Annotated in this window: 18 protein-coding genes and 1 pseudogene; 8 read left to right on the top strand and 11 right to left on the bottom strand. The window is 74.9% G+C overall.

The window, feature by feature from the left end:
• Window positions 1-4: 4 nt before the first annotated feature.
• From AB0D45_RS11195 to AB0D45_RS11205, 3 genes are all read right to left on the bottom strand, one after another.
• Window positions 5-4,600 (bottom strand): hypothetical protein, encoded by a 4,596-nt coding sequence (locus tag AB0D45_RS11195; RefSeq protein WP_362457189.1) that lies wholly within the window; start codon window positions 4,598-4,600, stop codon window positions 5-7.
• 105 nt (window positions 4,601-4,705) lie between these two features.
• The gene (locus AB0D45_RS11200; protein ID WP_007262967.1) at window positions 4,706-5,161 is read right to left on the bottom strand and encodes an Lrp/AsnC family transcriptional regulator; all 456 of its coding nucleotides are present in this window, start codon (window positions 5,159-5,161) and stop codon (window positions 4,706-4,708) included.
• Window positions 5,162-5,171: 10 nt separating this feature from the next.
• Window positions 5,172-6,641, bottom strand: a complete 1,470-nt coding sequence (locus tag AB0D45_RS11205) for an amino acid transporter (RefSeq protein ID WP_361608873.1) — start codon at window positions 6,639-6,641, stop codon at window positions 5,172-5,174.
• Window positions 6,642-7,126: 485 nt separating this feature from the next.
• On the opposite strand from AB0D45_RS11205, the gene AB0D45_RS11210 reads away from it, so the two are divergent.
• The 6 genes and pseudogenes from AB0D45_RS11210 (at window position 7,127) to AB0D45_RS11235 (ending at window position 13,572) form a co-directional block, all read left to right on the top strand.
• Window positions 7,127-8,143: a GDSL-type esterase/lipase family protein gene (locus AB0D45_RS11210; RefSeq protein ID WP_362457193.1), complete on the top strand. Its 1,017-nt coding sequence runs from the start codon at window positions 7,127-7,129 to the stop codon at window positions 8,141-8,143.
• 741 nt (window positions 8,144-8,884) lie between these two features.
• A pseudogene (locus tag AB0D45_RS11215) lies at window positions 8,885-9,157 on the top strand (hypothetical protein); the annotation flags it as partial.
• Window positions 9,158-9,273: 116 nt separating this feature from the next.
• Window positions 9,274-10,077 (top strand): LytTR family DNA-binding domain-containing protein, encoded by an 804-nt coding sequence (locus AB0D45_RS11220; protein WP_361608867.1) that lies wholly within the window; start codon window positions 9,274-9,276, stop codon window positions 10,075-10,077.
• A gap of 169 nt (window positions 10,078-10,246) precedes the next feature.
• Window positions 10,247-10,522, top strand: a complete 276-nt coding sequence (locus AB0D45_RS11225; RefSeq protein ID WP_362457196.1) for a hypothetical protein — start codon at window positions 10,247-10,249, stop codon at window positions 10,520-10,522.
• Window positions 10,523-10,636: 114 nt separating this feature from the next.
• Window positions 10,637-12,370 (top strand): cation acetate symporter, encoded by a 1,734-nt coding sequence (locus AB0D45_RS11230; RefSeq protein ID WP_361608863.1) that lies wholly within the window; start codon window positions 10,637-10,639, stop codon window positions 12,368-12,370.
• Complete coding sequence (locus AB0D45_RS11235) at window positions 12,367-13,572, top strand: histidine kinase (protein WP_362457199.1); 1,206 nt, start codon at window positions 12,367-12,369, stop codon at window positions 13,570-13,572. Before AB0D45_RS11230 ends, AB0D45_RS11235 begins: the two co-directional genes overlap by 4 nt.
• A 111-nt stretch (window positions 13,573-13,683) precedes the next feature.
• Here the strand turns inward: AB0D45_RS11235 and AB0D45_RS11240 are convergent, their stop codons facing one another.
• Window positions 13,684-15,147 carry a GuaB1 family IMP dehydrogenase-related protein gene (locus AB0D45_RS11240; RefSeq protein ID WP_361609478.1) on the bottom strand — a complete coding sequence of 488 codons (1,464 nt, stop codon included), beginning with the start codon at window positions 15,145-15,147 and terminating at the stop codon, window positions 13,684-13,686.
• A gap of 215 nt (window positions 15,148-15,362) precedes the next feature.
• On the opposite strand from AB0D45_RS11240, the gene AB0D45_RS11245 reads away from it, so the two are divergent.
• Window positions 15,363-15,728 (top strand): hypothetical protein, encoded by a 366-nt coding sequence (locus AB0D45_RS11245; RefSeq protein ID WP_362457202.1) that lies wholly within the window; start codon window positions 15,363-15,365, stop codon window positions 15,726-15,728.
• A 97-nt stretch (window positions 15,729-15,825) separates the two neighbouring features.
• Here AB0D45_RS11245 and AB0D45_RS11250 read toward each other — a convergent pair whose 3' ends face one another.
• From AB0D45_RS11250 to fmt, 7 genes are all read right to left on the bottom strand, one after another.
• A complete protein-coding gene (locus AB0D45_RS11250; RefSeq protein ID WP_362457205.1) occupies window positions 15,826-16,200 on the bottom strand; it encodes a barstar family protein in 375 nt (124 codons plus the stop codon).
• Window positions 16,197-16,634 (bottom strand): ribonuclease domain-containing protein, encoded by a 438-nt coding sequence (locus AB0D45_RS11255; protein WP_362457208.1) that lies wholly within the window; start codon window positions 16,632-16,634, stop codon window positions 16,197-16,199. The genes AB0D45_RS11250 and AB0D45_RS11255 overlap by 4 nt, the downstream gene beginning before the upstream one ends.
• A gap of 49 nt (window positions 16,635-16,683) precedes the next feature.
• Complete coding sequence (locus AB0D45_RS11260; RefSeq protein WP_361609466.1) at window positions 16,684-16,905, bottom strand: hypothetical protein; 222 nt, start codon at window positions 16,903-16,905, stop codon at window positions 16,684-16,686.
• Between the two features lie 151 nt (window positions 16,906-17,056).
• Window positions 17,057-18,070 (bottom strand): sugar-binding domain-containing protein, encoded by a 1,014-nt coding sequence (locus tag AB0D45_RS11265; protein WP_361609480.1) that lies wholly within the window; start codon window positions 18,068-18,070, stop codon window positions 17,057-17,059.
• 138 nt (window positions 18,071-18,208) lie between these two features.
• A complete protein-coding gene (gene rpe, locus AB0D45_RS11270; protein WP_361609468.1) occupies window positions 18,209-18,895 on the bottom strand; it encodes a ribulose-phosphate 3-epimerase in 687 nt (228 codons plus the stop codon).
• Between the two features lie 143 nt (window positions 18,896-19,038).
• Window positions 19,039-20,505: a transcription antitermination factor NusB gene (locus tag AB0D45_RS11275; RefSeq protein WP_361609470.1), complete on the bottom strand. Its 1,467-nt coding sequence runs from the start codon at window positions 20,503-20,505 to the stop codon at window positions 19,039-19,041.
• A 49-nt stretch (window positions 20,506-20,554) separates the two neighbouring features.
• Complete coding sequence (fmt, locus tag AB0D45_RS11280) at window positions 20,555-21,499, bottom strand: methionyl-tRNA formyltransferase (RefSeq protein ID WP_361609472.1); 945 nt, start codon at window positions 21,497-21,499, stop codon at window positions 20,555-20,557.
• Window positions 21,500-21,747: 248 nt separating this feature from the next.
• On the opposite strand from fmt, the gene AB0D45_RS11285 reads away from it, so the two are divergent.
• Window positions 21,748-22,275 carry a hypothetical protein gene (locus AB0D45_RS11285; RefSeq protein WP_361609474.1) on the top strand — a complete coding sequence of 176 codons (528 nt, stop codon included), beginning with the start codon at window positions 21,748-21,750 and terminating at the stop codon, window positions 22,273-22,275.
• Window positions 22,276-22,335: the final 60 nt, after the last annotated feature.

A 22,335-nucleotide genomic window follows, 5' to 3' on the forward strand; every position in this document is an offset into this window, starting at 1 on the left:
CGGCCTACGAGCGGGCCGCCGCCCAGGCGCGGGCGAACAGCTCGTGCGGGGGCCGCGGCGCCAGTAGTCGCAGCAGCGGCGCGTGGAGCGTCGTACCGGAGGCGGACGCCAGGTGCGCGGCCAGTTTGGCCTGCTCCACCGGCAGGTGCGGAGCCTTGAACTCCATCCACTGGCCCGGGATGAACAGCGTGCGCCCCGCGCGGGCCCGCTTGCCGCTCTCCACGGCGCCGCAGGCCGCCAGCTCCGCCTGAGCCGCCTTGTGGCGGGCCGCCGTCCAGCCGTTCCAGCGGCGGACGGCGCGGTCCGTCGGGCGGGCGAGCGCCAGCAGCTGGAGGTACAAGGCGGCGGCGTCGGCCCCGACCCCGAGGGTTCCGGCGGCCTCCGCGACCAGGTCGGGGGCGCTCAGCGCCGGGTCGGCCTCGTAGCCGCCCTCCGGGACCGGGGTGGCGGCGGCGCGGGCGGCGAGGCTGCCGAGGCCGTCGAGGAGGTCCCGGTGCCGGCGCAGGACCGTCAGCAGGTGGCCTTGGCGCACCGCGCCGGCCACCCGCTCGGCCCGCTCCATCCGCTCCGGGTCGGTGAGGGCGGCCGTCCGCAGGAAGACGTCCCCGCTGGGCACCGCCACCACGAACAGCCCGTCGTCACGGACCGCGGAGGTCCCGGCGGCCCCCTCCCACAGCGGCTGCGGGCAGGGCAGGACGGTCCCCTCGTACGGGATGAACTCCGGGTCGGCCTCCGCGATCGCGACCAGCTCCTGGAAGAAGCCGCCCAGCGGGAGGAGCGCGCCGGGACCGTCCAGCTGGGCCCGCAGCCTTCCGTACAGGGCCAGCGCGCCCCGGGCCGCCGGATCCCCGACGGGCCGCTCGGTCAGCGCCCAGGCGATCACGGACGCGGCCTGCCGGTGCGCGGGCCACCGGGAGTCCACCCACTCCCCGGCGCTGCCGTCGGGGCCGGCGTGGTGGAGGTGGATCCCGCCCGTCCGGCTGCCGACGAGCAGCAGGCCGCCCTGGCCGAAGGGCGCGTCGGCGGGCGCGTGCCCGGCGGGCAGGGCCCGCGCCCAGCTGTCGGGCAGGCCCAGTTCGGCCTCCAGGGCGGCCGCCAGCTCCTCGTCCGCGGGTTCCTCGGCGCCGAGGAGCCCGGTCCACACGGCGGCCATCCGCTCGGCCGCCGCCGTGGCCCCGCCGGGCTGCCACAGGCCGGCGGGGTCCTGCGGCAGGCCGGCCGCGAGGACCGCGCGCCGTCCGGCGTCGCCGAGGCGGCGGCAGAGGGCGTCGTACTGCTCCGCGAGTGACTTGTTCGCCTTGTAGGGGGCGGACGCCAGCAGCTTGAGGTGCTCGCCGTGGTGGTCGCGGCCGGGGAAGCCCGCGAGGACCAGCCGCGCGACCGGGCCGCGTACGCCGGTCAGCCGGGCGAACGCCTCCACCGCGGCCGGCGGCACCTCCAGCGGGCCCCGCTCGGCGAGCAGGTCCAGCAGCCGGGGCAGGCGTACGGTGTCGTCGTCCTCGACGACGGTGGTGGCACAGTCCTCCGCGCCTTCCGGGGCGGGATCGCCGGCCCGCTGGAGGAACCAGGCCAGGCCGTCGCGGACGGCGCCGGACGTCAGGGTCCGCCCGGCGGCGCGGCAGCCGGCCAGCGCGTCCTCGCGGGCCCGGCCGGTGCGCCAGGCGCCGCCCCGCTCGGCGAAGGGCTGCCCGCTCCAGGTCCGCAGCAGCGCGGCCAGTGCCGTGCGGTCCTGGTCCGGGGTGGTCGCGACGGCGGCCCGCCAGGCGACGGCTCCGATCCCGCCGACCAGCGGCTCCCAGGTCTCGGGGGCGGCGGGGCGGGCCAGGACGCGGGCCTCGTCGCCGATCTCGCCGCGCAGGTGGCGCCCGTCGGCGGCGACGGCGGTCAGCAGCGCGGGCTGCGGGGCGGGCGCCGGCTCGTCGTAGCGGCGGCTGCGGTGGGGCACCAGCTGGTACAGGGCGGGGGCGAGGACGGAGTCGGGTACCTCGGTGCACAGGGAGACGACCGGGGCGGCCCGCATGACGGCCACCCGCCGGGCCAGCTCGCGCAGCCGGCGCAGGACGTCGGCGGCGAGCCGGGCGGCCCGGCCGACGCCGTCGGCGATGCGGGGTTCGAGGCGGCCGGGCAGGGCGGGGGCCGGGTCGCCCGCGAGGGCGGCGTCGAGCAGGGCCCGTACGGCGGTGTCGTCCACGCGGCGCAGGGCCTTGGAGGAGGTGTCGCAGCGCGGGGTGAGGAAGTGCCAGAAGGCGGGCGGCGGGAACGGGCCCGCGGCTTCTCCGAAGCCGGGGGTGCGGCGGCGGTCGGAGCCGGGGAAGCCGTGCACCTGCCAGAGGAGGGAGTTGTCCTCGGCGGCGTGGCAGCGGACGGCCTCCTGGCCGACGAGCACCGCGTCCTCACCGCCGTGGGGCATGCGGATCACGGCCCAGGGCCGGCGGCCCCAGCGGTGGCTGCGGTAGGAGGCCGTGCGGCCGTCGACGCCCTCCAGGACGAACGCGGTGGGCGAGGGGCCCGGGTACGGGGTGCGGTGCAGGACGCGGAAGCCGACGAGCGGGCCGTCCTGGCCGAGCGGGGAGGCCGGGGCGCCGTCGGGGAGGGCGGCGAGGGTCTGGAGGTCCCCGAAGTGCTCGGTGCCGGGCGGGAGCGGGGCGGCGGTGTGGAAGGGCGGCGCGTCGTGGCCGGGGCCGGCCGCTCCGGTGGCGGGGTCGACGCGGGTCCAGGTGCGCCAGGGGTCGTGGACGCCGGTGGACCAGAAGTGCTCGCCGTCGCTCATCTGGACGTCGTGGGAGCCGATGCCGTCGCGGTCGCCCGGGCGCAGCACCCGGCCTTCCTCCAGCCGTCCGCCGTCCGGGGTCTCGAACTGGTAGCCGAGGCCGCCCTGGATCATCCCGCCGTAGCGGCGCAGGCCGAGCTGCCGCTCGGGGGTGAAGACGTCCTCCGGCCGGTCGGCCCAGAAGGCGCGGTCGCCGAAGGAGGCCTTGGGCGTGGTGCCGAAGCCGACCAGGAAGGCGCCGCCGGCGTAGTGGACGGTGTGCGCCGTCGCTTCGCCGGGGAGGCGGAAGGTGCAGGAGGCGCGCGGGCCCGCGTGGTCGACGGCGACGGCCCGGTCGGGCCCGTAGACGGTCAGGACGGGCCAGGTGCAGGTCACCCCCGTGACCCCGGCGGGGCCGCCGAGGGCGGCGACGGCCTCGTCGAGGGCGGGCCAGCCGTACTCCTCGGGCAGTCCGGCGCGCAGGGCGCGGCCGAGCGGACCGGTCAGGTCCGGGGCGGCGAGGGCCTCGTCGAGGCCGTCCAGGGCGCGGGCCGTGGGGCGGTCCAGGAGGGTGCGGAGCTCCTCGACGGCCTCGTCGGCCGCGGCGAGGCCGCCGCCGCGCAGGGCGCCGAGCAGGCTCTCGACGCGGCCGTGCACCTCGGCGGTGATGCCCGCGTTGCGCGGGAGGCGGGTGATGGCGCTGCCGGAGCCGCGCAGGCCGGAGTGGACGGTGCCCTCCAGGCGGGGCCCGAAGACCGGGTCGGCGGCCAGGGCCTTGAGGTCGCGCCGCGAGCGGCCGTCCCGGAACACCAGCTCGACGGCGACACCGGGGTCCTCGACGGCGATGCCCTCGGCGAGGCAGGCGTCGAGGAGGTCGGCGTCCAGCCCCCGGTGGCGGTGGCGGTCCTCGTGCAGCCGCAGCGGGGAGTCGCAGGCGCGCAGCCGGGGGGCGAAGAGGGCGAGCAGCTCGAACAGCTCGGCGGGCATGGGCTGGCGCACGAGGCCGCTGCCGCTGCGGCCGTGGGCGTAGCGGCCCGCGTACCGGGAGAACCACTCGGTGAGGCCGCCCTCGGGGACGATCCGCCCGGCCGCGGCGGCGTCGGCCGCGCCGCAGCCGAGGAGCAGGCGCAGCCAGGAGGAGGCGTCGCCGCGGCTCTCGGGGAACAGGTCGAGGAGCCGGACCGCGACGTCCGGCGCCGGGGGGTGGGCGCGCAGCAGGGGCGCGGCGGCGTCCAGCAGCCGGTCGGGGACCATCTTGCCCCGCGCCGCGCCGAGTACGAGGCCCAGTACGCGGGCCTCCTCGGCGGTGTCCAGGCCGGCGGCGCGGGCGGAGAGCCGGACGCGGCGGGCCAGGTCGGCGGGGAGCTCACCGGGCGAGGCGGCCCAGGCGCCCAGGACGCGTACGTACTCCTCGTGCGCCGCGCCGGGCTCCAGGGCGCCGGCGAGCCAGGCCTGGTGCCCGCTGAGGCCGGTCGCGGGCAGGGCGCCGGCGCGGGCGAACAGCAGCACGTTGGCCCGGTGCCAGTCGGGGTCCACGGGGAGGCGGTGGGTGCGCTCGGCCGTGCGGGCCAGGGTGTGGGCGCGGGCGGCGGAGCGCAGGTGCCAGCCGATGAGCCGGTGGCCGACGGTGTCCCAGAACCAGGGCAGGTGGGCAGGATCCAGCTCCCGTACCCGCCGCTCCAGCCCGTCCACGAACCGGCCGGGCTTCTCGTAGGCCTGGTGGATCGAACCGAGGACCTCGCCGAACAGGGCGAGGGCGGCGGCCGCGGCTCCCGGGTCGTGGGCGCGGGCCCAGTCCGGGTAGACGGTCGAGGTCCGCGGGTCGGCCGGCAGCGGGATCTGGATCTTCATGCGCCGATCCTGGCACGCCGCTGTGACAGGCCCTCCGGCACGCCCTTCGAGACGCCCGGTCAGGCCCCGGTCAGGCCCCGGCCGGGCCGGCCTGGTCAGGCCCGCTCAGGCGGGCGCGCCCGACGTGAAGCGCCGCAGCAGCGGGGACAGGACGAGCACGGACTTCGTGCGCTCCACGAAGGGCTCGCCGGCGATGCGCTCCAGGACGCGCTCGAAGTGCCTCATGTCGGAGGCGAAGACCTGGACGAGGGCGTCCGCGTCGCCGGTGACGGTCGACGCGGACACCACCTCGGGGTACCGCTCCAGCCCCCGCCGGATGTCGTCCGGCGAGGTGTTGTGGCGGCAGTAGATCTCGATGAAGCCCTCGGTCTCCCAGCCCATCGCGGCCGGGTCGACGCGGACGGTGAACCCGGTGATGGCGCCTTCGGCGCGCAGCCGGTCCACGCGCCGCTTGACGGCGGGTGCGGAGAGGCCGACCTCGGAGCCGATGTCCGCGTAGGAGCGGCGGGCGTCCTCGGCGAGGGCGTGCACGATGCGTTCGTCGAGATCGTTCAGTCGCACTGCGGGCGGATCACTTCTCTGCTGTGGCCACTTCTTCCGTGGCCAGTCGGGAGCGGCGGATGCCGTACAGGAAGTAGAACACGAGGCCCACGATCATCCAGCCACCGAAGACCATCCACGTGGCGGTATCGAGCTCGAACATCATGTAGCCGCAGGCGAGGGCGCCCAGGATCGGGGTGACGGGGAACAGCGCCACCTTGAAGGTGCGCGGCATGTCGGGGCGGGACCGGCGCAGGATGATGACGGCGACGTTGACCAGGCCGAAGGCGAAGAGGGTGCCGATGCTGGTGGCGTCGGCGAGCTTGCCCAGCGGGATGAAGGCCGCGAGGACGCCGCAGAACAGGGAGACGATCACCACGTTGGCGCGGGGGGCGCCGGTCTTCTCGTCGACCTTGGCGAAGACCTTGGGGACGAGGCCGTCGCGGGACATCGCGAAGAGGATGCGGGTCTGTCCGTAGAGGACGGCGAAGACGACGGAGAAGATCGCGACGATGGCGCCGGCGGCGAGGACGACGCCCCAGACGGTGGTGCCGGTGACGTCGGTCATGATCTGGGCGAGCGCGGCCTCGGTGCCCTCGAAGTCCTGCCACGGCATGGCGCCGACGGCGACGAAGGCGACGAGGACGTAGAGGACGGTGACGATGGCCAGCGACAGCATGATCGCGCGCGGCAGGTCCTTCTTCGGGTCCTTGGCCTCCTCACCGGCGGTGGAGGCGGCGTCGAAGCCGATGTAGGAGAAGAAGAGGGTGGAGGCGCCGGCGGCGATGCCGCTCATGCCCAGCGGGGCGAGGGGGGTGTAGTTGCCCGCCTTGATGCCCATGACGCCGATGCCGATGAAGAGCAGCAGGGTCACGATCTTCACCGCGACCATGACCGAGTTGACGGTGGCGCTCTCCTTGGCGCCGCGCATCAGGAAGACCATCGAGAGCAGGACGACGACCAGGGCCGGCAGGTTGATGAACCCGCCCTCGCCCAGCGGTGCGGAGACCGACTCGGGGACGGTGACGCCGATGGTCCCGTCGAGGAACTCGTTGAGGTACTGGCCCCAGCCGACGGCGACGGCCGCGACGGAGACCGCGTACTCCAGGACCAGGCACCAGCCGCAGATCCAGGCTATGAGCTCGCCCATGGTGGCGTACGAGTACGAGTACGAGGAGCCGGACACGGGGACGGAGCCCGCCAGCTCGGCGTAGGAGAGGGCCGAGAACAGGGCGGTCAGGCCCGCGATCACGAAGGAGATCGTCACGGCGGGGCCGGCCTTGGGGGCGGCGGTGCCGAGGACGACGAAGATGCCGGTGCCCAGGGTGGCGCCGATGCTGATCATGGTCAGCTGCCACATGGTGAGCGAGCGGCGCAGCGAGCCGCCCTCGCCCTGGCCGCCCTCGGCGACGAGCCGCTCGACGGGCTTGCGCCGCATGAGCGGGTTCACGGGCTTGCGCGTCTCCGGGGAGAGCGGGGGTGCCTGGCCCTGATCGAGCACGAGGGGACTCCTTTGACACTGCGGATGGGGACGGGTCAGGCGTCGACCGCAGCGGTCCGGAGCAGTTGGCAGACGGGTGTGGGCCCGTCTGGGCATGGGGGACCGCCGAGCAGGCGGTCGGCGCCACTCCACGTACAGGGGGTGAGCCTACGAGCTGAGTGATACCGCCCGTAATGCACCATCCTTGCACATTGGCGGACGATCGTTGCGCGGATCCGCTCACCATGGACGTTTGTTGCGCACGGATGATCGATCGCTGCACGGGCCTCCCCGGAGGCCTGTCCTTGACACCTCGTCAGATCTGCCGCAGCGTGCCGCCATGGACCTGGACGGGCTCTACGGGATCTCCGTGCCGCGGCCCCGCCGGCACCGGGGCCGCCCTGTTTCCCCGCCGCGCCGCTGTCCTCGTACGTGACGGGGCAGACGCCGTTCATGGACGGCGGGAGCGGCGTGCGGTTCCCGCACCCGAGGATCGGAGAAGCACAGTGAGACCACCCCTGGGCCCCGACGGGCGCTGGCAGGATCCCGGACCCTTCCTGCGCGGGGTCGCCTGGCTGGACGAGGGCCGGCCGGTGCGCGCCGACCCGGCCGACACCATGCGGCTGCCCTGGGACACCGGCGAGCGGGCCACCCTGCCCATCGGGGTGCGGCTGGAGTTCACCACCCGGACGGCGCACGCCGTGGAGATCCGCTACCGGGCCACCGTGCCCGGGCCCACCGACGCGCTGCACGACCTCGCGCACGGCTTCGCCCTGTGGAACCGGTACGGGCTGCTCGCCGAGGTCTTCACCGAGCCGGCCGCGGAGTCCGTCGTACGCCTCGAACTGCCCCGGCAGCAGGCGCCCTTCACGCTGTACCCGCCCGAGGGGCAGTCCCCGCTGGTCCTCGGGCTGCGCGGGGTCGGCGGCGACCTCGCACCCGCCCCCGAGGCTCCCCGCTGGGTGGTGCACGGGGACTCCATCACCGAGGGCTGGTGGTCCACCCGCCCCGCCCACGGCTGGCCCGCCGTCGCCGGCCGGACCCTGGGCTGGGACACCGTGAACCTCGGCTACGCGGGCGGCGCGCGCGGGGAGCTCGCCACCGCCGAACAGCTCTCCGCCCTCCCGGCCGACGTCCTCACCCTCGCCTTCGGCACCAACTGCTGGACCCGGGTCCCGTACACGGCCCCGCTGCTGTACGAGACCACGCGCGTGTTCCTCGACCTGGTCCGCCAGGGCCACCCGCGCACCCCCCTGCTGCTCCTGTCCCCCGTGCTGCGCCCCGACGCCGAACGCGCCCCCAACCGCCTCGGCGCCACCCTGGGCGCCCTGCGGGACGCGATGGAGCGCGCCGTCCGGGACCGGATCGCCGCCGGGGACGGCCGGCTCGCCCTGCTGCCGGGCCGCGACGTCCTCGGACCCGAGCACCTCGCGGACGGCCTGCACCCCAACGACGCCGGACACCAGGTCCTCGGCCTCGCTGTGGTCACGGCCCTGCGGCGGGCCGGGTTCGACGGGGGGTGAGTGAAACACGCCATACCGCTCCCGCTGAACGGGGCCCGCCCGTGGCGCCGTGTCCCCGACGAGCAGCCGGGGCGGCGCGACGCACCGGACCGGGCCACGGCCCCGGCCCCGGCGGACACAGTGGGAGAGGACACCATGGGCATCAAGCGCGGAACGTCCCTGGCCGCCGTCGCGGCCGCCGTCACCCTGGCGGCGACCGCCTGCGGCACGAACGGCGGCTCCGACGAAACCGGACCGACCGGAGCCGCCCCCGTCCGCGCTCCTCCTGTTTGCGGCCAGCCGCCGCCCTTAGCCTCTGGCACCTCGGGCCTGACGGTCCAGGAACTCGATCAGTCGCGTCTCCGAACGCAGAAGCCGTTCCCGCTGCTCAGGAGGAAGAGACGCGAGGAGGTCGACCAGAACTCGCTTCCGCGGGACGTGCACCATGTTGCCGGAGTAGATCCGGCAAGTGGAACACCAGGCGAGTCCGATGCACCGCTCGAACATCGAGGACTCTCGCGGATGGAAGCGACGCTGGTACGAACAGACGGGCGTTCCGCAGACGGCGCAGACGCGTCGATCGCCGTCGGGAATCGTGTCCCAGCTCCCGACCTTTCGCCAATTCTGCCGCCCGGCCGGTGCTCTTCAAGTCGTCATGCCGACATTCTCCCTCACAGAGATCCACCCATCACAGGCTCCGAGCAAGACTCCGGCCGACCACCGAACGTCGCCTGATCACCCTCATGGAATCCGCGCCTGAACACCCTGTGCCGGCTCGACAAGGACACCGCCGAGCCGCCCGCATCGAACTGCGACGGGGACTGCGCGAAGGCCTGGCCGGTGGTCGCGGCGGGCGACGTCACCGCCGCCTCCGGGATGGACCCGGCGCTGCTGGGAGAGGTCGTCCGCAAGGACGGCGGCAAGCAGCTGACGGTGGCGGGCCGGCCCGCGTACCGCTTCGCCAAGGACACCGAGGCGGGCGACACCAACGGCCAGGGCGCCGGCGGCACCTGGTACGCCGTCGCCCCCGACGGCGGGCTCATCACCGCCCCGTGACCCCCGCCCGGAACCGCGCGGCCCCCGCCCCTTCCCCCCGGGCGGGGGCCGCGCACCCGATTGGCCCGCCCGCGGGCCTTCCCTAGACTCGGCCCATGCTGCGCGTACTGGCCGTCGACGACGAGAAGCCGCTCCTGGAGGAACTCCTCTACCTGCTGCGCTCCGACCCCCGGGTGCGGAGCGCGGAGGGCGCCTCGGACGCCACCGGGGCGCTGCGCCGGATCACCCGGGCGCTGGAGAGCGGCCCGGACGGGCCCGACGCCATCGACGTGGTCTTCCTGGACATCCAGATGGCCGGGCTGACCGGGCTGGACATCGCCCGGCTGCTGGCCGGCTTCGCCCGGCCGCCGCTGATCGTGTTCGTCACCGCGCACGAGGGGTTCGCCGTGCAGGCCTTCGACCTCAAGGCCGTGGACTACGTGCTCAAGCCGGTGCGGCCGGAGCGGCTGGCGGAGGCGGTCCGGCGGGCCCGCGCGCTGCTGGCCGGGCCCGAGCGGGAGCCGGAGCGGGCCGCCGCGCCGGCGCCGCGCCGCCCGGCTTCCGGGGCGGCCGTCGCCGACCGGGCGCCGGAGCAGATCGCCGTCGAACTGGGCGGGGTCACCCGGTTCGTGGCGATCGCCGACATCGCGTACGTGGAGGCCCAGGGGGACTACGCCCGGCTGCACACCGAGGAGGGCAGCCACCTCGTGCGGATCCCGCTGTCGACGCTGGAGGAGCGCTGGGCGGCCCGGGGCTTCGTACGGATCCACCGGCGGCATCTGGTGGCGCTGGGCCGGATCGACGAGCTCCGCCTGGACGCGGGCGCCACCAGCGTCCGCGTGGGCGCGGCGGAACTCCAGGTCAGCCGCCGCCACGCACGCCAGCTCCGGGACCTGCTGATGCGGCAGGCCACCGGCTGAGCACGGCCCGCAGCCCGGACGACCGCCCGGCGTACCGGCGAGCCGTTCGTCGCACCGGGACGGGCGTACGGCGATCCGCCGGGCCCGTCGGCCGCAGGGGCACGCCCGGCGGCCCCCTCGCCGGGACCGGCCGCGCCTATCGTGGACCATCCGGCCCGGGAGGAGCGACATGTCCGAGATCGAGGCGCTGTTGGACGCGCTGAGCGGACTCCCCCGCACCCCGCCCTCGGGCCCCGCCGAGGCCGAGGAGCTGCTGGCCCGGCTGCGCAGCGCCGCCGCCCGCTGGGCCGACGTCCTGTACGAGGCGCAGGAGGGCACCCGCTGCCGGCTGCCGCCGCGCGCGGAGGCGGCCCTGACCCTCGCCTTCCGGCGCGCGGAGGAGTCGTACGTGGAGCTGGAGATCGCCCTGCGCGACTGCGCGGAGCACCGCGACCCGGCCCTCTGACGGGCGCCGCGGCGCCCGGCGGACCGGCCCGGGGCGCCTGCCGGAGCGGGCCTGTTGTGCCGCCGGAGGCGCTGCGTAGACTCCGAGGATCCCCTCCCCCGTCGAAGGACTCCGGTGAACCAGACGTACGCGCTGACCGCGGTCACCGTCGTCGTCCTGGTGACGGTGCTGGTCGGCGCGCTGGGACTGCGCATATCCCGGACCACCTCCGACTTCTACGTGGCCTCCCGCACCGTGGGCCCCCGGCTGAACGCGGCGGCCATCAGCGGGGAGTACCTCTCCGCCGCCTCCTTCCTCGGCGTCGCCGGGCTGGTGCTGCTCCAGGGGCCGGAGATGCTCTGGTACCCCGTCGGCTACACGGCCGGGTACCTGGTGCTGCTCGTGCTGGTCGCGGCCCCGCTGCGGCGTTCGGGGGCGTACACGCTGCCCGACTTCGCGGAGGCCCGGCTCCAGTCGCGGGCGGTGCGCCGGATCGCGGTCGGGTTCGTGCTCGGGGTGGGCTGGCTGTACCTGCTGCCCCAGCTCCAGGGGGCCGGGCTGACCCTGACCGTGCTCACCGGGGCCCCTGACTGGGCGGGCGGGGTCGTGGTCGCCTTCGTGGTCACGGCGGCCGTCGCCGCGGGCGGCATGCGCAGCATCACCTTCGTCCAGGCGTTCCAGTACTGGCTCAAGCTGTGCGCCCTGCTGGTGCCCGCCTTCTTCCTGCTGGCCGCATGGGCGGGGGACGGCGCGCCGCGCGCCTCCTTCGACGCCCCGGCGGTGTTCCGCGAGCACACCGCCGTGACCGTGGGGCAGGACGTCCGGCTGTCGGTGGACACCCCGCTCACGCTGACGGTGACGGGCCGGGTGGACGGGCGGTCCCACGCGGGCACCCGGCTGACCCTGACGCCGGGCCGGCACGCGGTGGGGGCGCGCACCCGGCTGGAGTTCACCCCGGGGACCCCCGTCCCGGAGTCCCGCGCGGGCCGGGTCCCGGACTCGCCCGGCTGGTCGAAGCCGCTGTCCGGGGGCGGGCGCGAGCACCGGCTGTACGCCACGTACGGGCTGATCCTGGCCACGTTCCTCGGCACGATGGGCCTGCCGCACGTCGCGGTGCGCTTCTACACCAGCCCCGACGGCCGGGCGGCCCGCCGCACCACCCTGGTGGTGCTCGGACTGCTCGGGGTCTTCTACCTGCTGCCGCAGGTGTACGGGGCGCTCGGCCGGATCTACGCGCCCGAGCTGGCGCTGACCGGCAACGCGGACGCGGCGGTGCTGGTGCTGCCGGAACGGATGCTGGGCGGACTGCTCGGGGAGCTGCTGGGGGCGCTGCTGGCCGGCGGGGCCTTCGCGGCGTTCCTGTCGACGGCCTCGGGGCTGACGATGGCGGTGGCGGGGGTGCTGCACCAGGACGTGCTGCCCCGGCGGGGGGTGGGCAGTTTCCGCCTGGCGGTGGTGGTGGCGATGGCGGTGCCGCTGGCGTGCGGGGTGGTGGCCACCCGGGTGCCGGTCGCGGACGCGGTCGGGCTGGCCTTCGCGGTGTCGGCGTCCTCGTTCTGCCCGCTGCTGGTGCTCGGGATCTGGTGGCGGGGTCTGACCCCGCCGGGTGCGGTGGCGGGGCTGCTCACGGGTGGCGGGGCCGCGCTCGGGGCGGTGCTGGCGACGCGGGTCGGGCTGGCCCCCCGGGGGTGGGCGCACGCGCTGCTGGCCTGGCCGGCGGTGTGGTCGGTGCCGCTGGGGTTCCTGACGATGGTGCTGGTGTCGCTGGCCACCCGGTCCCGGGTCCCGGCCGGGACGGCGGCGGCGCTGGCGCGGCTGCACCTGCCCGAGGACGTGACCGGGGAGCGTGCGGCGGGGGGCGCGTGGTGACGGGGGCGCTGGTGCTGCTGGAGGCGGCGGGTGCGGCCCTGCTGCTGGGGCTGGGCTGGGCCGGGGGCCGGTGGCAGGCCCGGCGCGGGGAGCGGGCGGCGGGGCTGGACCTGGGCACGCCGGTCGAGCGGGCCACCTTCCACACCCTGCACACCGCTTCGCTGGCCGCTCCCCCGCTGCGGGCGGGCCTGACCGAGGACGCCGCTCGCAAGGCGGCGCGGCGGCTGCGTTCGCTGCTGGGGACGGAGGCGCTGTGCCTGACGGACCGGGAAGCGGTGCTGGCCTGGGACGGGCCGGGCGCCGACCACCACCAGCGGCGGGCGATGGCCCGGGTGGCGGTGATGCTGGAGTCGGGGCGCAGCCAGAGCGTGCGCACGGAATGCCCGCGTCCCGGATGCCCGCTGAAGTGGGCGGTGTTCGCGCCGCTGACCGGTGAGGACGGGGTGCTGGGGGCGCTGGTCGCGTACGGGTCGCGGGAGTCGGCGGTGCTGGTGCGGGCCGCGACGGAGGTGGCGCGGTGGGTCTCCGTACAGCTGGAGCTGTCGGAGCTGGACCGGGCCCGCACCCGGCTGATGGAGGCGGAGATCAAGGCGCTGCGGGCCCAGATCTCCCCGCACTTCATCTTCAACTCCCTGGCGGCGATCGCCTCGTTCGTGCGGACCGATCCGGAGCGGGCGCGGGAGCTGCTGCTGGAGTTCGCGGACTTCACCCGCTACTCCTTCCGCAGGCACGGCGAATTCACCACTCTGGCCGACGAGTTGCGTTCCATCGAGCAGTATCTGGCCCTCGCCGGCGCCCGCTTCGGGGACCGGCTGAAGGTGACGCTGCAGGTGGCGCCGGAGGTGCTGCCGGTGGCGCTGCCGTTCCTGTGCCTGCAGCCGCTGGTGGAGAACGCCGTCAAGCACGGGGTGGAGGACTCGACCGAGGAGTGCCGGATCACGATCGCGGCGCGGGACGCGGGCGCGGAGGCGGTCCTGACGATCGAGGACAACGGCGTGGGGATGGACCCGGCGCGGCTGCGGCGGATCCTGGCCGGGGAGCGGGCGGGCTCCGCGTCGGGGATCGGGCTGCCCAATGTGGACGAGCGGATGCGGCAGGTGTACGGGGACGCCTACGGCCTGGTCGTCGAGACGGGTGTGGGCGCCGGCATGAAGGTCACGGTGCGGATCCCGAAGTACCGCGCGGGCGTGCTCCCCTTCTGACGCGCCGCCCGTTGAAGCGGGCGGGCCGCCGCCCGCACCGCTGCGCCCGGGGGTGTGCGCGTGGCCCCCGCCGCGCCCGGGAGGGCGGGGCGGGGGCCACGGGCGGACGGACTAGCTCCAGCTGGCGTGCAGCGGCTTGCCCTCGGCGTAGCCCGCCGCGGACTGGATGCCGACGACGGCCTTCTCCTCGAACTCGGCCAGCGAGCCGGCACCGGCGTACGTGCAGGAGGAGCGGACGCCCGCGATGATCGAGTCGATCAGGTCCTCGACGCCCGGGCGGGCCGGGTCGAGGAACATCCGCGAGGTGGAGATGCCCTCCTCGAACAGCGCCTTGCGGGCGCGGTCGTAGGCCGACTCCTCCGACGTGCGGTTGCGCACGGCGCGCGCCGAGGCCATGCCGAAGGACTCCTTGTACAGGCGGCCCTCGGCCGACTGCTGGAGGTCGCCCGGGGACTCGTACGTACCGGCGAACCAGGAGCCGATCATGACGTTCGAGGCGCCGGCGGCCAGCGCCATGGCCACGTCGCGCGGGTGGCGGACGCCGCCGTCGGCCCACACGTGCTTGCCGTACTTCTTGGCCTCGGCCGCGCACTCCAGCACCGCGGAGAACTGCGGGCGGCCCACGCCGGTCATCATGCGGGTGGTGCACATGGCGCCGGGGCCCACACCGACCTTGATGATGTCGGCGCCGGCGTCGATGAGGTCCTTGACGCCCTCGGCGGCGACGATGTTGCCGGCCACGATCGGGACCTGCGGGTCCAGCGCGCGCACGGCCTTGATCGCGCTGATCATCGACTCCTGGTGGCCGTGGGCCGTGTCGATGACGAGCGTGTCCACGCCGGCGTCGAGCAGCTGCTTGGCCTTGCCGACGAAGTCGCCGTTGATGCCGACGGCCGCCGCGATGCGCAGCTTGCCGTCGGCGTCGGTGGCCGGGGTGTACAGCGTCGCCCGCAGGGCGCCCTTGCGGGTCAGGATGCCGACCAGGCGGCCGTCCTTGTCGACGGCCGGGGCCAGCTTGCGGTGGCCCGCGTCGAGCTGGTTGAAGGCGTCGCGGGGGTCGATGTCGGCGTCGATGAGCAGGAGCTCCTTCGACATGACCTCGGAGAGCTGGGTGAAGCGGTCCACGCCGGTGAGGTCGTGGTCGGTGACGACGCCGACGGGGCGGTTCTCCTCGTCGACGACGACGCCGGCGCCGTGGGCGCGCTTGGGCAGCAGCGACAGCGCGTCGGCGACGGTCTGGGTGGGCGCCAGCGTGATCGGGGTGTCGAGCACGAGGTGGCGGGTCTTGACCCAGGAGATGACGTCGGTGACGACCTCGATCGGGATGTCCTGGGGGATGACGACGATTCCACCGCGGCGGGCGACGGTCTCGGCCATACGTCGGCCCGCGATGGCGGTCATATTCGCCACCACGAGCGGAATGGTGGTGCCGGTCCCGTCGGGCGAAGAGAGGTCCACGCCCTGGCGAGAGCCGACCGCGGAGCGGCTCGGCACCATGAACACATCGTCGTACGTCAGGTCGTACGGCGGCTTCAGGTCATTGAGGAAACGCACGTGCTGAACATCCCAGTCGATCGAAGGATCTTTCTACGGCCTCGACGGGGCAGCCAGCCGAGGAAACGCACGTACTTCATTCTCCCACGGCCTGGCGTTTATGCCGCCCGGGCTGATCGTCCAGGACATTACGGGCCGCCTGGTCGTTTCCTACGGGACCTGCTCCCGCGGGGCGGGAGCGGGCCGGCGGACGGACAGTGGGAGGAGGGGGAACCACCGGCCGGGCAGGAGGAGCCATGGCGAAGACGACGCGGGAGGAAACGCCCGTCGAGATCGAGGACGGCGCACTGGAGGTCCGGGTCAAGGAGATCGGCGGGGACCTCAGCGTGGGGTTCTTCCGCTTCCCCGAGGGTGCGGACCTGACCGAGGCGCTCCAGGGGCTGGAGGGCGACATGTGCCAGTGCCCCCACTGGGGATACCTGCTCAAGGGCCGCCTCAGGCTGCGCACCGCGGACGGAGACGAGGAGTACGTGGCGGGAGACGCCTTCTACTGGGGGCCCGGGCACGTTCCCGTGGCGCTGGCCGACACCGAGTACGTCGATTTCTCCCCGAGCGGCGAGTTCCGCAAGGTCATCGACCACGTGAAGGGCCTGCCGGGCTAGCCCGGCAGGCCACCCCGGTGCGGAACGGGCTCCCCTCCGTACCGGGGTCGGCGTGCCCGGGGGCACCAGCGGGTGTACGGACGGGGGCCCGGCCGGGCTAGGGGGACGCCGGCCCGGCCAGCAGCACCTTCAGCGCGGGAGCCCCGTCCTGCTCGCGCCAGAAGCCGGCCGCCTCCTCCAGGACCTCCCGCAGGGTGTCCCAGTCGTCCGGCCGCTCGGCGGCGTAGCCGCGCCACGAGGTCACCGCCAGCAGCCGTCCGGGGGCGTCCGGCAGCCAGGACAGGTCGGTCAGCACGTCGGCCAGCGCGTCCCAGTTCCCGCCGAACCACTGCGGCGCCCCCAGGGTCCGCGCGCAGCGCCGCATCAGCGCCGCCTTGCTCCGTACGCCGTCCAGGTCGAGCCGTACGACGCTCCAGCCGGCCTCCTCGGCGGCGGCCAGAGCCGGGGCGAGCGGCTGCGGGTCGAGGCTCATCGGAGAACCGCCTTGAAGGTTTCGTAGTGGTCGTCCGTGTAGTAGAACTCCCCGCCCTGGCCCGTCACGATCCGCCGGGCGCCGCGGTCGTGCTCGCCCGGTGTCCGTACCGTGAACTCGTGGTAGTAGCCGCGCTTCTGCTTCGGCAGGGCCTTCTCGAAGTTCCCGAAGACGGTCCCGTCCTGCCGGTACGCGTACGGCCCGCCCCGGTCGATGAGCGCCAGGACCTCGCGCGCCTGCGGCGGCAGCGCATCGGCCCGTACGGTGGGCATCCCCTTCGCCCAGGCGGGAGCGGCCGCGGCGGTGGAGCGCGCGGCGGACGGCGCCGGGGCACCCCTGCCGCCGCAGCCCAGCAGCGAGGCGGTCAGTACGGCGCACAGGAACAGGGCTCCCAGCACACGCGCCGGCGATCGGGGCACGTTCCCTAGGATCATGCCCCGATCGTCCCAAACATCCGGTCCGGCCGCTAACGGCCCGACGGCGTCAGAGCGCGGACATCTTGGTGTACGGACTCAGAACTCGTTTTTGGACCGAACCGAAGTCGACGAGGACGGCGACCCCCTCCTCCACACCGACGACACGGCCGAGGCCGTGCTCGTCGTGACTGACCCGGTCGCCCACGGCGAACTGCCGCAACGGCGGTTCCACGGGAGCCTTGAACGGGCTTGACGGCAAATGACGGCGAGGCACTGCAGACTTGGTCATCGGAATCAGTATGCGCCCGCGAGGCCGTCCCGCGCCCCACCGGAGGGTCTCGATTACGGCACCATTCGTCCCGCGGGCCGCCACAGCACCGCCACAGCACCTCCGCGGCACGCCGCGAGGGCCCGGAAGAACCCGGTCCGGCGCCGGCCCGTCAGTCGTCCGGGTCGGCCCGCTCCAGCGCCGGCCGCAGCCCCGGAGCGGACTCGGTCAGCAGGTAGTCGGCGACGGCCGTGTCCGTGACGAGGCTGGTCACGAGCCCGGATCGGAGCACCGCACCGATCGCGGAGGCCTTGCGCAGGCCGCCCGCGATCGCCACGACCTCGGGGATCCGGCGCAGCCGGTCGGCCTCGACGGTGATGCAGCGCTCGCCCAGGTCCCGGCCGACCCGCCGGCCCTGCGAGTCGAAGAGGTGGGCGGACATCTCGGCGGCGACACCGAGCGAGGCGTAGTGCGCCCGCTCCTCGTCGGTCAGCATGTCGTGGACCGTGGAGATCCCCGGCTCCCAGGAGCCGATGGACACGGCCGCGACGGTCACCTTGTCGAAGTACTCGAAGGCCCGCGCGATCCCGGTCTGGCTGCGCAGCGCGGCCGCGGTCGCCGGGTCCGGGAGGAGCATCGGGGCGTAGATCGGGTGCGCGTCCCCGCCGGAGACCTGCGCGGCCCTGCGCACGGCCTCCACGGAGCCGCGCTCGGCGGTCCCCGCGTCGTAGACGCCGGTCAGCTGGACGACGGTGCAGGGGGGCAGCCGGTGCAGGGAGGCGGCCATGTGGATGGTCGAACGCCCCCACGCCAGCCCGAGCACGTCGCCCTCGTTGACCAGCTCACCCAGCAGATCGGCCGCGACCGCGCCGAGGTTCTCCGGGTCCGGGGCGTCCTCGCTCGCGTCGGCGGGCGACTCCACCACGACGGCGTGCCGCAGCCCGTACCGGGCGCGGAGCGCGTCGGAGCGCTCCGCGTCCAGTTCCGCCGGCACCCGGATCTCGATGCGTACGAGGTCGCGTTCGAGGGCGGTCTCCAGGACCCGGGCCACCTTGAAGCGGCTCACGCCGAACTCCTCGGCGATCTGGATCTTGGACTTGCCCTCCAGGTAGAAGCGGCGCGCCATGGCCGCCGCCTGAACCAGCTCCGCGGGTCCCATCCGCAGGGCTGACCGTCCCGCCGACATTGCAGACACCGCGCTCTCCTCACTGCTGTTCACACTGTCGTGTTCACACTCTCGACTCGCCGTTCATCCTGTCAGATCCGACGGCCGTTGATCAGCCTGGACGGCTTCCGTTCACCGAGCCGTCCCCCGGGGCACGCCTCAGTGGTCGCACGCCCAGGGCGCCGCGGCGATCGCCGCCCCGGCCTGCTCGCGCAGGGTCCGGACCGCGGCGGCCGGATCGACCGCCCCGTAGACCGCGCTGCCCGCCACGAACACGTCGGCGCCGGCCTCGGCCACCCGCTCGATCGTGCTGGCCGAGACCCCGCCGTCCACCTGGAGCCACAGGTCCAGCCCGTGCTTGGCGATCAGCTCACGGGTCCGGCGGACCTTGGGCAGCATGATGTCGAGGAAGGCCTGGCCGCCGAAGCCCGGCTCGACCGTCATGATCAGCACCATGTCGAGTTCGGGGAGGATGTCCTCGTACTGCTCGATCGGGGTGCCGGGCTTGAGCGCCATCGCCGCCCGGGCGCCCTTGGCCCGGATCTCCCGCGCGAGGCGGACGGGGGCCGCGGCGGCCTCGGCGTGGAAGGTGACCGACCCGGCGCCGGCCTCCACGTACTGCGGCGCCCAGCGGTCCGGGTCCTCGATCATCAGATGCAGGTCCAGCGGGATGTCCGTGGCCCGGCTGAGCGACTCCACGATCGGCACGCCGAGGGTGAGGTTCGGGACGAAATGGTTGTCCATGACGTCGACGTGCAGCCAGTCGGCCCCCTCGACGGCCCTCGCCTCTTCGGCGAGGCGGGAGAAGTCGGCGGACAGGATGCTGGGATTGATCTGAACGGCCATGCCCCAAGCCTGCCATGCCGCCGGGCAGTTCCGGCCACGGCCCCGGCACTCCGATTGCGCGCAGCGGCACGCGGCCGGTCACGGCCCGCGGGCCGCCCGCCGGGCGCGGTGGACCCGCTCCGGCGGGCGCAGCGGGCGGGCGGCTACGCCGTGCGCCGCAGCAGCGCCAGGTACATGGCGTCGGTACCGTGCAGGTGCGGCCACAGCTGGACGTCCGGGCCGTCGCCCAGCGCCGGTACGCCCTCCATGTACGGCCGGGCGTCGATCAGTTCCGCCGCCACCGGCTGCGCTCCCGCGCCCCGGCCCCGCAGGACGTCCTCGACGACCACCCGGGTTTCCGCCAGGTGCGGGGAGCAGGTCGCGTAGCCCACGACCCCGCCCACGCGCACGGCGGACAGGGCCTCGCGCAGCAGGCCCCGCTGGAGCGGCGCGAAGCCCTCCAGGTCCTCCGGGCGGCGCCGCCAGCGGGCCTCCGGGCGGCGGCGCAGCGCCCCCAGGCCGGAGCAGGGCACGTCCATCAGGACCCGGTCGAAGGAGCCCGGCAGCCAGGCCGGCCGGGTGCCGTCGGCCGCGATGACCTGGTACGGGCCCGGGTTGCCGGCCAGCGACTTCTCCACCAGGCGCGCCCGGTGCGGCTGCTTCTCGGAGGCCAGCAGGAAGGCCCCGCGCCGCGCGGCGAGGGCCCCGAGCAGGGCCGCCTTGCCGCCTGGGCCGGCGCAGCCGTCCAGCCACCGCTCGTCGCGGCCCTCGACCGGGACCGCCGCCAGGGCCAGGGCCACCAGCTGGCTGCCCTCGTCCTGCACCCCGGCGCGCCCCTCGCGGACCGCCTCCAGCGCCCCCGGCTCGCCACCCTCGGCCATCCGCACCGCGTACGGGGACCAGCGCCCCGGCAGCGCCGACTCCTCGCCGAGCGCCTCCAGCAGCTCCTGGGGCGTGGACCGGCCCGGGCGGGCCACCAGCGTCACCTCGGGCCGCTCGTTGTCGGCCTCCAGCAGGTCCTCGATCCCGGCGCGGCCGCCTCCCAGCGCGTCCCACAGGGCGCTGACGACCCAGCGGGGGTGGGAGTGGCGGACCGCGAGGTGCTCCTCGGCGTCCTCCTCGTACGGCGGCGCGACCCGCTCCAGCCAGGTGTCGAGGTCGTGCGCGGCGATCTTGCGCAGCACGGCGTTGACGAACTTCGCCCGTCCGTCGCCGAGCACCACGCGGGCCAGCTCCACGCTGGCGGAGACCGCCGCGTGCGTGGGGATGCGGGTGCCGAGGAGCTGGTGGGCGCCCAGCGAGAGCACGTCCAGGACCGGCGGGTCCACCTCGCGCAGCGGCCGGTCCACGCAGGCGGAGATGACCGCGTCGTACGTGCCCTGCCGGCGCAGGGTGCCGTAGACCAGCTCGGTGGCCAGGGCCGCGTCGCGCGCCTGGAACCGCTCGTCCTGCCGGGCCTTCTTCAGCAGCGGGGGCAGGACCAGGTTGGCGTACGCGTCGCGCTCGTCCACCGCCCGCAGCACCTCGTAGGCCAGCAACCGGACGGGGTCCTTCTGGGGCCGGCGGTAGGGCTTGGCCTGCTTGCCGGCGCCCGTCTTGGGGGCGGGACGACGACGGGGCTGTTCGCTCACGTGAAAGGTGCTCCGGGGTTACGAGGTGCGGTTGCGGTGGGGCTCGGGATCAGCCTACGTCGGCCCCGCCCAGGCGCTCGCCGGGAGCGATGCGCACCCCGCGGGCCCAGTCGGCGCCCTTCATCGGCTTCTTGCCCTGCGGCTGCACCCAGAGCAGCTCGACGGCGTGCGAGCCGGTGCCGGCGTAGACGTTGTTCTTGGCGGGGGCCAGCACGCCCGGGGCCAGGTCCGTGCGGTCGGGGACGAGCCCGAGGGAGATCAGCTTGAGGCGCTCGCCGCGGAAGACGGTCCAGGCGCCGGGGGCCGGGGTGCAGCCGCGCACCACGCGGTCGGCGCGCAGCGCGGGGGCGTTCCAGTCCACCCGGGCGTCCTCGACGGTGATCTTCGGCGCGAGGGAGACGCCCTCGGCGGGCTGCTCCATGGCGCGCAGGCTGCCGTCCTCGATGCCGTCCATGGTGGCCGACAGCAGTCCGGAGCCGGCGAACGCGAGGCGGGTCAGCAGGTCGCCGCTGGTGTCGGTCGGGCGGATCTCCTCGGTGAGGACCCCGAAGACCGGGCCGGTGTCGAGGCCCTCCTCGATGCGGAAGGTGGAGGCGCCGGTGACCTGGTCGCCCGCCATGATCGAGTGCTGGACGGGGGCGGCGCCGCGCCAGGCGGGCAGCAGCGAGAAGTGCAGGTTGATCCACCCGTGGCGGGGGATGTCGAGCGCGCTCTTGGGGATCAGCGCCCCGTACGCGACGACCGGGCAGCAGTCCGGGGCGATCTCCCTCAGCCGGGCCTGGAACTCCTCGTCGCGCGGCCGGGCGGGCTTGAGGACCTCGATCCCCGCCTCCTCGGCGCGTTCGGCGACGGGGCTGGCGACGAGCCGGCGGCCCCGCCCGGCGGGGGCGTCGGGCCGGGTGACGACGGCCGCGACCTCGTGCCGCCCGGAGGCGATCAGGGCGTCCAGGGCGGGTACGGCGACCTCGGGGGTGCCGGCGAAGACGAGCTTCACTGGGTCCTACCTCGCTATCTCGGCTGTCAGCAGCACACCAGTCTAGGGGACGTCCACCCCGGCCCACCTGCGGTATCGGGGGGCGTACGGACACCCGCGCGCCCCTCGCATATGCCGACACGCCCCCAGTGCGTGACCTGGGCGCCCGCTGGCGCGTTGGTCAAGTGAGATTGACCGACCCGGGCCGCGATCAAGAACGGTGTCTGCGGCCCGATCCGCTCTCCAGCACCGGTTCGAGAGGCTTCTCCATGGCCGACCACGCCACCCATGACGCCCAAGCACGGGCCAGCCTGCACCTCCTCGTGCGGGACATCGAGCGGGTTCGCCGGCAGGTGGACGCACTGCGTACGCTCACGGCCCAGCTCGGCAACGTCTACCGCCCGCGCCGCTCCGGGCCCTCGACGGGCTTCGTCGTCTACGGCAGGGCCCCCGCCCCCACCGTCCGCCTCGCCCAGGAGCTGAGGGACAGCGTCGAGACGCTGGTCACCGCGGCGGTGGACTTCGACCGCTCCCTCGGCTTCTCCTGGGACGCGGTCGGCTCGGCGCTCGGCGTGACCAAGCAGGCCGTGCACCGCCGCTACGGTGCGCGCCGCGCGCAGGCCGCCGAGGCCGCCGAACCGCTGGCCGAGGGCACCACCACCCGCACCCTGGGACCGCTCCCCACGATCCCGGCGGCCCGCTCGGTGCCCCCGCAGCCCGTACGCGAGGAGGCCCACGCCCCCGTGGTGTCGGCCGCCGCACGCCAGTCGGCCTTCCCCGGCCCCCGCAACGGCTGACCCGTCCCCGCCGCCGGGACGCCGACCCCCGACGGCACGCCACCGCGTGCCCGCCGCCCC

The sequence above is a fragment of the Streptomyces sp. NPDC048352 genome, from assembly GCF_040651895.1.
GTDB lineage: Bacteria > Actinomycetota > Actinomycetes > Streptomycetales > Streptomycetaceae > Streptomyces.

Bases quoted from the DNA above. Each gene is read 5' to 3' on its own strand.
- AB0D45_RS11195 (WP_362457189.1), bottom strand. From the start codon at position 4,600: ATGAAGATCCAGATCCCGCTGCCGGCCGACCCGCGGACCTCGACCGTC.
- AB0D45_RS11220 (WP_361608867.1), top strand. From the start codon at position 9,274: ATGCTGCGCGTACTGGCCGTCGACGACGAGAAGCCGCTCCTGGAGGAA.
- AB0D45_RS11225 (WP_362457196.1), top strand. From the start codon at position 10,247: ATGTCCGAGATCGAGGCGCTGTTGGACGCGCTGAGCGGACTCCCCCGC.
- AB0D45_RS11245 (WP_362457202.1), top strand. From the start codon at position 15,363: ATGGCGAAGACGACGCGGGAGGAAACGCCCGTCGAGATCGAGGACGGC.
- AB0D45_RS11250 (WP_362457205.1), bottom strand. From the start codon at position 16,200: ATGAGCCTCGACCCGCAGCCGCTCGCCCCGGCTCTGGCCGCCGCCGAG.
- AB0D45_RS11255 (WP_362457208.1), bottom strand. From the start codon at position 16,634: ATGATCCTAGGGAACGTGCCCCGATCGCCGGCGCGTGTGCTGGGAGCC.
- AB0D45_RS11260 (WP_361609466.1), bottom strand. From the start codon at position 16,905: ATGACCAAGTCTGCAGTGCCTCGCCGTCATTTGCCGTCAAGCCCGTTC.
- AB0D45_RS11265 (WP_361609480.1), bottom strand. From the start codon at position 18,070: ATGTCGGCGGGACGGTCAGCCCTGCGGATGGGACCCGCGGAGCTGGTT.
- rpe (WP_361609468.1), bottom strand. From the start codon at position 18,895: ATGGCCGTTCAGATCAATCCCAGCATCCTGTCCGCCGACTTCTCCCGC.
- AB0D45_RS11285 (WP_361609474.1), top strand. From the start codon at position 21,748: ATGGCCGACCACGCCACCCATGACGCCCAAGCACGGGCCAGCCTGCAC.